Origin of the sequence: Jeotgalicoccus sp. FSL K6-3177, assembly GCF_038050175.1 — a bacterium.
Taxonomy (GTDB): Bacteria; Bacillota; Bacilli; order Staphylococcales; family Salinicoccaceae; genus Jeotgalicoccus; species Jeotgalicoccus nanhaiensis.
Window position 1 is genome coordinate 1,113,383 of sequence record NZ_JBBOSK010000001.1, and the last position, 13,746, is coordinate 1,127,128.

Annotated in this window: 16 protein-coding genes and 1 riboswitch; of the genes, 11 read left to right on the forward strand and 5 right to left on the reverse strand. The window is 40.8% G+C overall.

What is annotated here, in order from left to right:
* The first annotated feature begins 5 nt into the window (after nucleotides 1-5).
* The gene (locus MHH58_RS05465) at nucleotides 6-368 is read left to right on the forward strand and encodes a hypothetical protein (RefSeq protein WP_135096523.1); all 363 of its coding nucleotides are present in this window, start codon (nucleotides 6-8) and stop codon (nucleotides 366-368) included.
* Between the two features lie 38 nt (nucleotides 369-406).
* Here the strand turns inward: MHH58_RS05465 and MHH58_RS05470 are convergent, their stop codons facing one another.
* Together MHH58_RS05470 and arr are read right to left on the reverse strand one after the other, a co-directional pair.
* On the reverse strand, nucleotides 407-820 hold the full coding sequence (locus MHH58_RS05470; RefSeq protein WP_135096525.1) for an ion channel: 414 nt from the start codon (nucleotides 818-820) through the stop codon (nucleotides 407-409).
* Between the two features lie 111 nt (nucleotides 821-931).
* Nucleotides 932-1,348 (reverse strand): NAD(+)--rifampin ADP-ribosyltransferase, encoded by a 417-nt coding sequence (gene arr, locus MHH58_RS05475; RefSeq protein WP_135096527.1) that lies wholly within the window; start codon nucleotides 1,346-1,348, stop codon nucleotides 932-934.
* 145 nt (nucleotides 1,349-1,493) lie between these two features.
* Here arr and MHH58_RS05480 point away from each other — a divergent pair, with 145 nt between their 5' ends.
* Nucleotides 1,494-2,342, forward strand: a complete 849-nt coding sequence (locus tag MHH58_RS05480; RefSeq protein WP_341345269.1) for an aldo/keto reductase — start codon at nucleotides 1,494-1,496, stop codon at nucleotides 2,340-2,342.
* A gap of 40 nt (nucleotides 2,343-2,382) precedes the next feature.
* Complete coding sequence (locus tag MHH58_RS05485) at nucleotides 2,383-3,480, forward strand: NAD(P)H-dependent flavin oxidoreductase (protein ID WP_341346091.1); 1,098 nt, start codon at nucleotides 2,383-2,385, stop codon at nucleotides 3,478-3,480.
* Between the two features lie 209 nt (nucleotides 3,481-3,689).
* On the opposite strand, the gene MHH58_RS05490 is transcribed toward MHH58_RS05485, so the two are convergent.
* The 3 genes from MHH58_RS05490 to MHH58_RS05500 form a co-directional block, all read right to left on the reverse strand.
* Nucleotides 3,690-4,730, reverse strand: a complete 1,041-nt coding sequence (locus tag MHH58_RS05490) for an IS3 family transposase (RefSeq protein ID WP_341346092.1) — start codon at nucleotides 4,728-4,730, stop codon at nucleotides 3,690-3,692.
* Complete coding sequence (locus MHH58_RS05495; protein WP_341345270.1) at nucleotides 4,637-5,050, reverse strand: HTH domain-containing protein; 414 nt, start codon at nucleotides 5,048-5,050, stop codon at nucleotides 4,637-4,639. Before MHH58_RS05495 ends, MHH58_RS05490 begins: the two co-directional genes overlap by 94 nt.
* A gap of 454 nt (nucleotides 5,051-5,504) precedes the next feature.
* A complete protein-coding gene (locus MHH58_RS05500; protein ID WP_341345271.1) occupies nucleotides 5,505-6,683 on the reverse strand; it encodes a chromate transporter in 1,179 nt (392 codons plus the stop codon).
* 140 nt (nucleotides 6,684-6,823) lie between these two features.
* Here MHH58_RS05500 and MHH58_RS05505 point away from each other — a divergent pair, with 140 nt between their 5' ends.
* The 8 genes from MHH58_RS05505 (at nucleotide 6,824) to mreC (ending at nucleotide 13,746) form a co-directional block, all read left to right on the forward strand.
* Entirely contained in the window at nucleotides 6,824-7,231 is a 408-nt protein-coding gene (locus MHH58_RS05505; RefSeq protein WP_341345272.1) for a DUF3592 domain-containing protein, read from the forward strand.
* 24 nt (nucleotides 7,232-7,255) lie between these two features.
* A complete protein-coding gene (locus MHH58_RS05510; RefSeq protein WP_341345273.1) occupies nucleotides 7,256-8,122 on the forward strand; it encodes a putative RNA methyltransferase in 867 nt (288 codons plus the stop codon).
* Nucleotides 8,123-8,501: 379 nt separating this feature from the next.
* On the forward strand, nucleotides 8,502-8,975 hold the full coding sequence (locus tag MHH58_RS05515) for a SprT family zinc-dependent metalloprotease (protein ID WP_341345274.1): 474 nt from the start codon (nucleotides 8,502-8,504) through the stop codon (nucleotides 8,973-8,975).
* A 68-nt stretch (nucleotides 8,976-9,043) separates the two neighbouring features.
* A riboswitch (SAM riboswitch) is annotated at nucleotides 9,044-9,145 on the forward strand.
* A 60-nt stretch (nucleotides 9,146-9,205) separates the two neighbouring features.
* Nucleotides 9,206-10,219, forward strand: a complete 1,014-nt coding sequence (locus MHH58_RS05520) for a methionine ABC transporter ATP-binding protein (RefSeq protein WP_341345275.1) — start codon at nucleotides 9,206-9,208, stop codon at nucleotides 10,217-10,219.
* Nucleotides 10,212-10,871 (forward strand): methionine ABC transporter permease, encoded by a 660-nt coding sequence (locus tag MHH58_RS05525; RefSeq protein ID WP_341345276.1) that lies wholly within the window; start codon nucleotides 10,212-10,214, stop codon nucleotides 10,869-10,871. The genes MHH58_RS05520 and MHH58_RS05525 overlap by 8 nt, the downstream gene beginning before the upstream one ends.
* Nucleotides 10,871-11,677: a MetQ/NlpA family ABC transporter substrate-binding protein gene (locus MHH58_RS05530; protein ID WP_341345277.1), complete on the forward strand. Its 807-nt coding sequence runs from the start codon at nucleotides 10,871-10,873 to the stop codon at nucleotides 11,675-11,677. Before MHH58_RS05525 ends, MHH58_RS05530 begins: the two co-directional genes overlap by 1 nt.
* Nucleotides 11,678-12,832, forward strand: coding sequence for an aminotransferase class I/II-fold pyridoxal phosphate-dependent enzyme (locus MHH58_RS05535; protein WP_135096545.1), 1,155 nt, complete (start codon nucleotides 11,678-11,680; stop codon nucleotides 12,830-12,832). It begins immediately after the preceding gene.
* 59 nt (nucleotides 12,833-12,891) lie between these two features.
* On the forward strand, nucleotides 12,892-13,746 hold the full coding sequence (gene mreC / locus MHH58_RS05540) for a rod shape-determining protein MreC (RefSeq protein WP_228063398.1): 855 nt from the start codon (nucleotides 12,892-12,894) through the stop codon (nucleotides 13,744-13,746).

A 13,746-nucleotide genomic window follows, 5' to 3' on the forward strand; every position in this document is an offset into this window, starting at 1 on the left:
TTAGTATGGGACTGGATATGTATTTACTGCTGGAAGATATTGAGACAGGAGAAATTATAGAGTACAGCTACTACAGAAAATTTAATGCGCTGCAGGGATACTTTGAACAAAATTATAATATTTCAAACCCGGGGAAAATTCTCTTAAAAGAAAATATTATTTCAGATTTATATCTCAGGCTGAATGAAATCCGCTATTCTCCTGAAAAAGCCAACTTGCTGCTGCCGTCATATCCGGGGCCATTTTTCGGCAGTTATGAGTATGACAGACTGTACCATTCTTATATCAATCAGGCAGCTATGGATTTCTATCATGCGAAGTTTATCGATTATAAAAAGTACAGCTTATATTATGCCTCGGACTGGTGAAAATATAATTTTATAAATAAGCATAAGGGAACTGGCAGTCAGTCTCCCTTATGCTTATTAGTAATTTCGCTGATAAATATGACAGTAGGCATAACGATGCCGAGAAAGCCTTCAAAGAGCGAGATGTAACGAATCGGGCCGATGGGATTCAAGTCTCCGTACCCAATAGACAGGAGAGTTACTCCGCTGTAGTAAATCATTTCAGCAAAGTTATGATCCTTCATCACAGACCCCTGATTGCTGTCAATTAGTATCGGCGAAGAAAATGACATAATATAGTAAATGACAGCAAAGATTAAAGTCAAGGAAATCATAACGGTAAAGATATAAAGGTAAAGCGGCCATTGCAGCGCAAAGTTATGAGTATCTTTCATCTCGCCTTTCTTCTTTGCGAAAACCCCGATTTGAAAAAGGAAAAACAAGATGAAAATGGTTAAAATCGCATGAGACATGAAAACCCTCCTGATAGATTTTATCAGTGTAAATATTCTTTATTTCCCTGTAGAGCAGATGATAAAACCTGTCAGCAATGTTCGGACTCATGATCAGAAGAAAATGAATAATTAATCGTATATAATATTTTTGCCCTGCTTAGCCAGTTCTTCCAGTGAAGACAGCATATGATTAATCTGTTCTTCTGTATGCCTCTCCCATGAACCCAGCTCTGCAACTATCTTAAGCGGAAAACGTGACCGGTAAGAACGGGTCGGGTTGCCGGGAAATCTTTTATCTGTCAAATTCGGATCATTTTCAAATTCACCTGTCGGTTCTACGATGTAAATTCTTTCTTTATGGTCAGATAACGCCAATTCAGCTCCCCATTTAGCAGCTTCTAATGTTGCAGTGAAATAAATATAATTAGATTTTTTGTTCTGGAAATTAGACCTGTAATCAGGTTCCAGAAACTCCCCAATATTTAATGCTGCTTTTGTACCGTGAAAAAATGGACCTTGATCTAAGATATCTTTATTATCCTTCATTGCTGCATGCACCTCTCATTATTTAATTGATAACTAACAGTATAACTGGCAGAACAGCAAAAGTGCAGTCTGTTAAGTTCAAAAATATATATGTATAATAAAAACAAAGAGGATTTAAATTATATTTTAAAGCGGAGGAATTTATATGCAGCATGTAACATTTAATAATGGTTTAGAAATGCCGATTGAAGGTTACGGTGTTTTCCAAGTCGATCCGAAAGAAACGGAGCGCTGTGTGCTCGATGCGCTTGAGACCGGCTACCGGAGTCTAGATACTGCAGCGACCTACGGTAATGAAGAAGGCGTTGGTAATGCAATTAAAAAGAGCGGAGTGCCCCGTGAAGAAATTTTCCTGACAAGCAAATTGTGGGTTGCAGATCAGGGATATGACAAGGCTAAAAAAGCATTTGCAAAAACTTTGGACAAGTTAGGAACAGACTACCTTGATTTGTATTTAATACATCAGCCGCTCGGAGATTATTACGGCTCATGGCGTGCTATGGAAGAACTTTATAAAGAAGGTAAAATTAAAGCAATCGGTGTGTCGAACTTTGATTCAACACGTCTCGTAGATTTAATAATTAATAATGAAGTCGTTCCGGCAGTAAATCAGATTGAGCTTCATCCTTTCCTGCAACAAAAAGAAGCTCAAAAAGTAATGCAAGAGTACGGAGTGAAAGTTGAATCATGGGGACCGCTCGCTGAAGCGAAACATGATATTCTAAAAGATGAAATGTTGAAGAAAATCGCGGATAAATATAATAAGACTGTTGCTCAGGTTATTTTAAGATGGCATCTTGAGCAGGGGATTATCATTATTCCAAAATCGGTTCGCAAAGAACGCATGGAAGAAAATCTTGATGTTCATGATTTTTCACTTGATAAAGCTGATATGGAAGAAATTGCAGCTCTTGACGGCAAATATCCGCGGATTGTCGATTATAATATTATGGACATTGTGACAGGCATGAATTCCTCGAAAACACCGGAATAATATCTGCCATTGAGCTTCTGTGTATTAAGTTACGATTGTTATAAATCAATTTACAGATAGGGGCGGTAGAATGATTAATTTAAAAACTGAAATCTGTGATGTTTTAAATATTAAATATCCAATTATCCAGGCGGGAATGGCTGGGGGAGCAACAACGCCGGAACTGATTGCGGAAGTGAGCAAGGCTGGCGGTCTCGGCACACTGGGAGCTGCATATATGAAGCCGGAAGATATCAGGCAGGCAATTAACGATATTAGAAAATTAACAGATAAACCGTTTGCTGTGAATTTATTTTGTGTGGACAATTCTGCAGACCTGGATGCTGAAAAGAAAGAAGCAGTGATGACTGAACTGCTTAAAATTGGCAAGGATCTTGATGTGAGCGAAGCGGATATTCAGTTTAATACAACTGATTATTTTAATGAGCAGTTTAGAATATTAATAGAAGAAAAAGTACCGGTAATCAGTACAGCTTTCGGTCTCCTCTCGGAAGATAAAGTAAAAGAAGCTAAAGACGCAGGCATGAAAATTACGGCGATGATAACGACAGTTGAAGAAGCTGTACTTGCCGAAAAGAGCGGTGCAGATATTATTGTTGCTCAGGGCTCAGATGCAGGCGGTCACAGAGGAACTTTTGATTTAACCCGTCATGAAAATGGAGCAGATATCGGGACATTTTCTTTAGTCCCTCAGGTCAGAGATAAAGTGAATATCCCCGTAGCTGCAGCAGGTGGAGTTAATGACAGCAGAAGCCTCGCAGCTGCACTTGTTCTCGGGGCTGCAGGTGTTCAGATAGGCACGCGATTTTTATCGAGTGAAGAAGCAGGCATTCATAGAGCTTATAAGCAAAAACTTTTTGCCAGTAAAGAAGATGAGACGGTTGTCACCAAAGTGTTTTCCGGAAGACCGGCACGCGGAATACTCAATAAATTTATAGAAGAATTTAATATTGAACCGCTGGCGTATCCGTATCAGAATGCTGCGACTAAAAGTATCAGGGGTGCAGCAGCTGTATATAGTGACAGCGAGTATATGTCGCTGTGGACAGGACAGAATCTGCGCTCTGTTGTAAAAGAGCAGCCGGCAGCTGAAATAATAGAAGAAATTGTGAATGGTGCGAGGAAGATACTGGGGTAAGTACGTTGTTGAAATGACAAAGTCCATGGAGCGACTTGTAAGTACGTTGTTGAAATGACAAAGTCCATGGAGCGACTTGTAAGTACGTTGTTGAAAAGACAAAGTCCATGGAGCGACTTGTAAGTACGTTGTTAAAATGACAAAGTAAAGTGAACCCCTTGTCAAGGACACGGGAAGTCCCTTTTGGGTTCTTTGAGCTTAAAATATACTTATATTTTAAGCTCAAGCTTTCTAATCTCGGGCAATGTCGGTGGCGTCACAAGATGTTCATGTGGATAGACACCTGTAGTAAAATATTGATAAAATTGAACTGGAGTTAGCTTAGCTAATTTCCATTGAGGACGGTCATTGTTGTAATAGTGGATGATTCCAGCAATGGCCGTTTTAACTTGTTCAAATGTATTCAGTTCGGATAAATTTAAATGATCTTTCATATGACCAAAAAATGATTCTTGCGGTGCGTTATCCCAACAGTTCCCGCGTCTGGACATGGATTGAATATATCGATCCGTATTCGCCAATTCTCGAAATTTAATACTAGTGTAATGAGAGCCTTGATCGGAATGAATCACCGTTTCTGTGGAGTGTTTAATTCCGTGATCAGACTCGAGTTGATTCACACAGTCTACGACAAAATCCAGGGCCAAAGATTCAGACACAGTATATGCCAAGATTTCATTAGTATATGCATCCTTTATGGTGCTTAAATAGGCTGTCTGTTTTTGAGCGTAAGGCAAATAGGAAATATCTGTCAGTAATATCTTTCTCGGTCCATAAGCTCTAAATTCCCGTCTGACATGATTCGGCATGACTTTGGCGTTATGGGTCGCTTTCAAATGAATGCTCTGCGGTTTGGGCCGTCGAATCTTAGCTTGAAGATTATATTTCTGCATGAGCCGAAGGATTTTCTTCGGATTCATTAATACACCTCGATTTAAAAGCATCATATGAATGACACGATACCCTTTATCATAGCCTTTGTATTTGTACACATCCAAAATGAGATTGAAGTCTTTTCGGTCCTTTTCTTCTCGGATATCATGGTTGACCCGGGTATGTTTCACCCAATTGTAGTAGCCACTTCTGGACACGCCGCAGAGCTGGGTCAATACCTTGACTTCGATCGCTGACCCCGGTGCATTGACAGTCTCATATATTAATCTGAAGTAGTATTGTTTGAGTCCTTCAGCTGTTTGTATTGGTGTGTCAGCTGCATCTTTTTTTTTAGAAATTCGAGCTCCTGTTCCAATAACTTAATCCGGTGGGTCTTGGCTTCCAATTCCTGTGAGACAGTCAAAGGTTGACCGGCTGCTTGAGGAATATGCATTAAATCATTGGCCAGACGGTGGTTGTACCGTCTGTGATACGCCTTCATTCTGTCTTTGCCAAGAATCTTTGGGTCTAATCCCAGAAATTCAAAGCTCTCCTCTATTGAGTATCCTGTTTCAATCAAACGGTGGTATTCCCGTTCAAACACTGCACCATAAATAATTTTCTTTGGCGTGACATGTTCCACGTAAGGGGACTGGCGTAATGTCGAAAGTTCTGATGGATTCAATTCTTGCATCATGATGAGCTCCTGTCTTTTAAATTAATCATCTGAGCCTGTCTGTCCAGATATCAGAACACTGAAGGCACTGATGTCTACAAGTAAAACGGACAAAGGGACAGATGTCTATATATTTTTAAACAAGAACTTCGCGTGTCCAGTTTATGGGGTCCAGTTTAAAGTACATGAAGCAACTTGTAAGTACGTTGTTAAATTGACAAAGTACATGTAGTGACTTGTAAGTACGTTGTTGAATTAACAAAGTACATGAAGCGACTTGTAAGTACGTTGTTGAATTGACAAAGTACATGAAGCACCTTGTAAGTACGTTGTTGAATTAACAAAGTACATGAAGTGACTTGTAAGTACGTTGTTGAATTGACAACGTCCGTAGGCTGCTCCAATCCTACTTTCTTTCAATCAACCAGCATATATAAAAAGCAGCCGCATAATATGCAGCTGCTTTGATTAATGTTTACAGTAATCCGATCAGCATTCCGCCGATAGCGCCGGTTACTACAATAACCCACGGCGGAAGTTTGAAGTAGACCAGCATCACGAAGAGGATTGCTGCCAATGCGAAGTGAACCGGCTCGAGTATAGAACTTGTCCAGATTGGTGTGTAAAGTGCCGAAATTAAAATTCCAATTACTGCAGCGTTAACGCCCATAACTGCGCCTTTAACTTTTTCGTTATTACGGAGCATATCCCAGAAGGGCAAGGCTCCTAATATTAAGAGGAAAGCGGGAAGGAAGATTGCCGCAGTTGCAACAAGTCCGCCAATCCAGCCGTTCATTACTGTTCCGAGATAAGCGGCGAAAGTGAATAATGGGCCAGGTACAGCCTGCGTTGCACCATAGCCTGCAAGAAATTCTTCTGCAGAAATCCATCCCATTGGAACGAGTTCCTGCTCTAAAAGCGGAAGTACAACATGTCCACCACCGAATACAAGCGAGCCTGACCGGTAGAAACTGTCTACTACTGCGATCCAGTATGAGCCGGTTAATTCACGAAGAGCAGGTAAGGCAAATAACAGTACGAAAAATAGTGCTAAACAGACCGCAGAAAAACTTTTCCTGATAGGGAAAGTCGGCGCTTTTTTATTATCATCTGCTTCATGATTTTTAAAAAGAATAAAACCGATGACCGCTGCAATCAGAATAACACCGACCTGGGTAAACACCGATTGAAAGAGCAGAGTCGCGACCAGTGCAAAGAGTGCGATTACTTTTCTTTCTATATCCGGTGTGAGATTTTTACTCATTCCCATAATCGCGTGGAGTACGATAACAACGGCAACAATTTTCAAACCGTGTATCCAACCTGCTTCGCTGATATCAAAAGTTGTCATCAGGGAAGCAAAAATCATCAATACTATAACAGAGGGTAGGGTAAAACCGATAAATGATGTCAGTCCGCCGAGCACACCGCCTCGCATTACACCGACACCGATACCGACCTGGCTCGATGCAGGTCCCGGCAGAAATTGTGAGAGTGCGACTAAATCCGCATAGCTTTTTTCACTCATCCACTTTTTTCTTTCAACATATTCAGCATGGAAATAACCGAGGTGGGCTGTCGGGCCGCCGAAGGATGTTAAACCGAGTCTTGTCGATACCAAAAATATTTCTAACAATATTCTGAGTTTGTTCATTAATTTCTCCTAGGCATGTAGTCTTATGTAAAAGATAACATGTATTTTAAACAGCTGCATTTATTTTTACAATCCTTAACATTATCCTGTGATATAATTATTCCTTGAAACTATAATGGAAATTCAACAGGAGTGTCGTTATGTCAGACCAGCAGATTTTAACTGTGATTTTCGGGTCCGTAGGACTTTTTATGATTTTAATATCACTGATAATTTATGTTTTCGGAGTCGCAGTAAAAAAACGAAAATGTACCGCAGAAACGACAGGGAAGGTTGTCGATAAAGTGCAGGGCAGCGATAATAACCTTTATCCGGTTATTGAATATGAAGCAGGCGGCGTCATTTACAGAAGAAAGAAAAATGTGACCGCTCACGGGTCGATTAACAATGGTTACCCGATAGGATATGAACTGATTGTTTTGTACGACCCGGAAAAACCAAAGCGCTGTTTAATCGGCGGCACAAAGGTACAGACAGTAGCGGCGTTTATTCCCGCGATTATCGGTCTGGTCTTCTTCACAGTCGGCGTGGTAATATTTTTATTTTAATATAAGTTCAGGCAGGGATTTTAAATGAAAAAAAGAGAAAAGAGTGCAATGACTGCACAAAATATAAGCAGAAAATTAAGATGTCCGCTTTGTCATGAACCTGTGGAAGTGAGAGAGCTGAAAAGTCTGGTCTGCGTCAATAATCACACTTTTGATTTCGCCAAGCAGGGCTATGTAAATATTCTTAAAAAGTCTGTGGGTACCCAGTACGATGATGCATTATTTAATGCGCGTCAAAAAATAATCTGTGATGAAAAATTATATGAACCGGTACACAATAAAATTGCAGATATAATAATAAAACATTCAGCAGAAGATTCACTGCTGTTTGACGCGGGTTCCGGCGAAGGGTCTCATTTGCAGACGATACTTGATAAAGTAAATACAGAAACATTGACGGGTATCGGCCTGGACATTTCAAAAGAGGGTATCTTAATGGCGGCGAAAAATTACGGAAATCCATTGTGGATTGTTGGAGATCTTGCGAACCCGCCGCTTAGTGACAAGTCCTGCAAATTCATACTGAATTTTTTATCGCCTGCAAATTACTCTGAATTTAAAAGGATTTTAGCTGAAGACGGTATAATTATAAAAGTGATCCCGGGCAGCGGGTATTTAAAAGAACTCCGCAGGGAGTTGTTCAGCGATACAGACGGGAAAGAATATGAAAACAATGATACACTTGAATTAATGAAGAAGAATGTTAGGCTTGTGAAAGAAGAACGGATAACTTATACGAAATTTCTTGACGCTGCTGCACTGAAAGATTTAATCTCCATGACACCGCTCGGCTGGCATGCAGATACAGCTCAGATAGAGAGATTTGCGGATAAGGGGAATAAAGAAATTACGGTGGATATGCATATTGTCCTTGCAGCTGCCGAAAATTAAGTTGAAATATTTCCGCATATATTTCAGTTAATAATTTGCTATTTTAAAGGTAATAGTCAATAATTACACTAAAGAGAAATAATTTCATGGAAATTTTACTACGTTTATTACAAACACGTTACAAAGTAAAAGAAATTCGCTGATAGGCTTGAAATGTTTTGAACATTAAAATATAATGAGAATATATTAAGAAATACATAACAGAACGCACAAACAAAAGTTAAAGCTATACTCTTCATATCATTAACTAAGTCGTTCTTCGATAGTGCCTTTGGCCTAGATATCATATTATATTATTTATCTGTTAGGGAGACTTTGGATCTCCCTTTTTTTGTTGCCTTTTTTAAGGCTATTTAAACACTAAGAAGGTGAACATATTATGAACAGTGATGAATTACACAGCTGTGCCCGTAAATTTCTCGCTGAAAATTTCGGACTCACACTCGAAATTCCAATCAGAATATCAAAAAGAATGAAATCTAAGCTCGGCGTGTTTCAAATAAAATATCAGAAGAAGCAGGTTGTTTCGAAAGAAATTGTTATGTCCCACACTTTTCTCGTTAATAACTCCAGGGAAATCATTCTCGATGTGCTCTACCACGAATGTGTTCATTATGCACTGTACACACTAAAGAAACCTTACAGAGATTCGGATCGTGAATTTACGGAGACGCTGGAACGCCTCGGCATTGCCAAAACCCGGAGCTATAAATACAAGGGGCAGGCCTATTTATATGAGTGCAGAAAATGCAGCTACGAGTTTACGAAAAGGGTTAAAGGTTACGATAAACGGTATATATGCAGACACTGCCGCGGCAGGTTTACATATAAAGGTACTGTAGCAGCGGGCTGATTAGAAATTATTAAAAATTGTTTGACAATTAATTCTGGTTAGACTAGTATGAAATACAATTAAATAAGAAATTATCCAGAGAGACGGAGGGATCAGGCCCTGGGAAGTCTCAGCAGCAGGCTTTTAAGTACTGTGCTAATTCCTGCAGGCAGAGGCTTGGAAGATAATCACACATCGCCATTTGTCTATTTAGATAAATGGTTTTTTTTATTACATAGAGGAGGGAATTCATGAGCATTCAGCTGAATAACGTTTCAAAAACGTATCATTTAAAAGGCAGAAGTGTTGAGGCATTAAAGCCGACATCCCTGAAGGTCGAAACCGGTGAAATTTACGGTCTAATCGGTTATTCCGGGGTCGGGAAAAGTACTCTTTTAAGACTGATTAATCTGCTTGAGAAACCTTCGGCAGGTTCTGTCATCGTTGGAGAAGATAATCTTACCGAACTGACACCAAAGGCTCTCAGGATTCGCCGGCAGAAAATCGGCATGATTTTCCAGCAGTTTAACTTAATCGAGTCAAAGACAGTTTATGAGAATATAGAATTTGTACTGAAAGCGAGCAAATACAGTAAAAAAGATGTGCCCGCAAGAATTGAAGAGTTACTGAAACTCGTTGGTTTAAACGATAAATCATCTATCAATGCATCAAATTTAAGCGGCGGGCAAAAACAGCGTGTCGGTATCGCGAGAGCACTTGCCAATAACCCGGATATTCTCTTATGTGACGAAGCGACGAGTGCGCTTGATCCGGATACGACGAAAAGTATTTTAAACTTGCTGAAAAATATCAACAAAACTCTCGGTATTACCATTGTGATTATTACTCACGAAATGGAAGTTATTAAAGAAATTGCAGATCGGGTAGGCGTAATGTCCGGCGGTGAAATTATTGAAAGCGGCGAAACGTACAGCGTGTTCAGTCATCCTAAAGAAGAAATTACGAAAGATTTCGTTCAGGAGATATATAACTTTGAAATCCCGTCGCAAATTAAAGAAACGCCGGGTAATCAAGTTATTACCATTCAGTTTTTAAGTGAAAACGCCGAGGAGAATTATTTAAATCAGCTGTACAGGAATTTTGATTTGAATATAAGCATTCTCAACGGAAGAATTGAATATATTAAAGAAAAACCGCTCGGCTTTTTAATGTTTCAAGTATCCGGAGATGCTCAGGAAATAGAACGTCTTAAAACACATATCGATAAAACAACGGGAATCGAAAGGGTGGGTTACATTGGATAATTTCAGCCAGCTTTGGCCGTTGCTGTACCGTGCTTTGCTCGAGACAGCGCTGATGGTTTCTATTTCAATATTTTTTGCAGTGTTAATCGGGCTGCCGCTCGGTATTCTGCTTTACATTACGCAGCATCCGCTGCTGTTTAAAATTAAACCTTTAAACAGCGTGCTCGGCTGGCTTGTGAATATTATCAGGTCGTTTCCTTTTATTATTCTGATTGTGGCGATTATGCCGTTTGCGACCTGGCTCGTTAATGCTTCACACGGCCCGGTTTTTGCAAGTGTTGCTCTGTCAATTGCAGCAGTGCCGCTGTTTGCACGTCTCGTTGAATCCAGTTTTAACAGTGTAAAAGACGGTGTAATCGAAGCGAGTATTGCAGGCGGTGCTCCGCTTTATTTAATCGTTACGGATGTGCTGCTGCCGGAAGCGAAGAAAAGCATCGCGCAGGCAATCACACTGACGATAATTTCAATTATCGCCTTCAGTGCAACTGCGGGTGTTGTAGGCGGAGGCGGGGTCGGCGACCTTGCAATCCGTTACGGCTATTACCGATATGACACGCTGACGATGATTGTGACAGTAGTCGTCCTCGTTGTTATCGTGCAGATTGTCCAGTGGGCTGGAGACTTTATCTCTAACAGAACGGAGGAGAAATAATGCGCGGAATTATAATATTTTTAATTGGCACTTTAGCCGTTATAGCCGGCACTAGCATACTTCTATATGAAGACGAGGGTGAAGTGATTACCATTGGTGCATCGAGCGGACCATTTGCAGATATGGCATCTTTTGCCTTAAAACCCGTCTTGGAAGAGAACGGTTATACGGTCGAAATCGTTGAATACAGCGATTATATTCAGCCGAATAACGCGCTTTCAAATGGCGACCTCGATGCCAATCTCTTTCAGAACGTCCTGTTCATGGACAGTTATAATGAAGAAAATGATGCTGATTTAAAAAATATCATTCAGGTGCCGACGGCACCCATGGGGCTTTACAGCAGTGAATTCAGTTCGCTGGAAGATATTGCTTCCGGCAGTGAAGTAGCATTGCCTTTAGATCCAGTCAACTCCAGCCGCGGTTTTTTAACACTGCAGGACGCGGGGCTGATTACCATCAGTGACGACGCAGATATGTTTGCTATCGATGAAGCAGACATTATAAATAATAAAAAAAATCTCGAGTTTATTTATCAGGACGCCGGCCAGCTGCCGAGAAGCGTTGACCAAATCGGCCTGTCGCTTGTCCCGGGCAACTTTGCGCTCGCAAGTGATATGAAGCTTTCCGATGCCCTTGCCCTTGAAAACATGAATGAATACTTTAGAAATCAAATTGTAATTAACGGCGATGATGCCGGAACGAAACTGGAAGAAGATTTAATCAAGGCTGTAGGGTCGGAGGAATTTAACGAAGTGATTGATGCTGACTTTAAAGGATTCGACAAACCGGAGGAGGATGAATAAATGGCAAGCGAACTTTTAAAATCATTAAGTCCCAGCTATTTCAGCAGTATGATGAATGCAGAGCTCGAAGTCGGCGATAAGCCGCTCTTAAATCTTGCAGTCGGTATTCCCGATGGACAGACGCCTGAAGTCATTACCGATGCAGTTAAAGAAGCTGTTGATAAAGTAGAAAATCAAAAATACGGCGCATTTCGCGGCAAGCCGGAACTAAAAGACAGCATAAAGCGATTTTATAAAAGAACTTACGATGTAGACCTTGAAGATGAAAATATAGCCATCTTGTTCGGCACGAAAAATGCACTGGTTAACTTTCCGCTCGCTCATATCAATCCCGGTGCAGGCGTGATGCTGCCGAATCCCGGTTACGCAGATTATATTACTGCTGTGGAACTCTCGCAGGCAAGGCTGATCGATATGCCGCTCCTTAGAGAAAACAATTATCTTCCTGACTTTGATTCGCTCGAAGCAGAACTTAAAGAAACGGACCTTATTTACTTAAACTATCCATCCAATCCGCTCGGGGCAGCCGCAGATAAATCATTTTTTGATGATGTGATTAAACGGTTCAAAGGCACAAAAACACAGATTGTTCATGATTTTGCATATGCTGCTTTCGGCTATGACGGTCTTCACCCGAGCATTTTACAAAGTGATCCGGACTTTGAAGTATCGATGGAAATTTATTCGCTGTCGAAAGGATTTAATATGTCCGGCTACAGAATCGGTTTTGCAGCCGGGAATAAAGAGATGATAGAAAGTATTAATAAGTTTCAGGATCATACGAATGCAGGGGTTTTCGGTGTTACTCAGGACGCGGCAACAGCGGCGCTCGACAATGCAGATACTTTGATTCCTGAACAGAATGAAATATTCAAAAAGCGTAAAAATTTTATTAATAAAGCGTTGCTGGATTTAAATATCCCAATAGAGCCGATTCAGGGCGGCATTTTCGGGTGGATAAAAGTCCCCTCAGGTTTTAACGGCGAAAGTTTTGTTCAGTACCTGCTGAAAGAACAGTCTATTCTTGCAACGCCGGGGAAACCTTTCGGGTCCCGAGCCGAAGATTATATCCGCATATCTTTGGCCGTTGCAGATGAAGACTTAAAAACATTTACAGAAAGACTCCGTGAGATTAAAGAACTCTATCAAGATTAGTTTATTGTCTGTCATCAAATGTGGTATTATTTACCCAGATATTAAATTTTGGGGGCGGCATGAGAGTGACTAAGTTTTTTAATCGAAACCGCATGTTAATCGTGCTGTTTGGCATAGTAGTATTAATTGCATTAATCGGTTTTTCTTTGTCGGACAGAGATTCCACAACGAAAGCGGAGCAGTTCACCGGTGATACGGCAGCCGCGACTCAAAAGGTTGTCGATGCGCCGTTCAGCTTTATAGGAAATATATTTTCAAACATTGCAGGAAGTTTCAGTGCACTTGAAGAAAACGAGGAACTGAAACAGCAGCTCGATATGCTGCCGCAGCTGCAGGCGGACAATGAACGTCTCAAGGCTGAAAACGAAGAGCTGCGAGAGTCTCTGGAAGTAAGTTCCAGTATGGCTTACGAGACTGTCAATGCCCGGGTTATTTCACGTGCACCTGACCAGTGGCTCGAATCCTTTACGATTGATAAGGGAGAAAAAGACGGCATTAAAGAAGGCATGGCAGTGTCGACATCGGAAGGACTGGTCGGGATTGTTAAACGCGTTAACGGTAAATCGAGTTTTATCGAGATGATTTCGACGAATGCATCACAAAATAACCTGTCGGTTGAAGTCAGACACAATGATGAAGCTGTTTACGGCAACATCCGCAACTTCGATACGGAAAATGATGTGCTGGTCGTGGAAAATATTAAAAGCCAGGTAAAACTTGAAAAAGGCGACGAAGTATTTACATCGGGGCTGACAGGTGCTTTCCCTGAAGGTATTGTTATCGGTAAAGTAGTGGAAGTTGAAAACGATGAGTACGGACTGAGCCAGAACGCTTACGTACAGATGAACAGTGACTTAAATGATGTGGATAATGTGTTTGTCTTAAAACGCGATCCTGAGTCACTGGAGGATTGA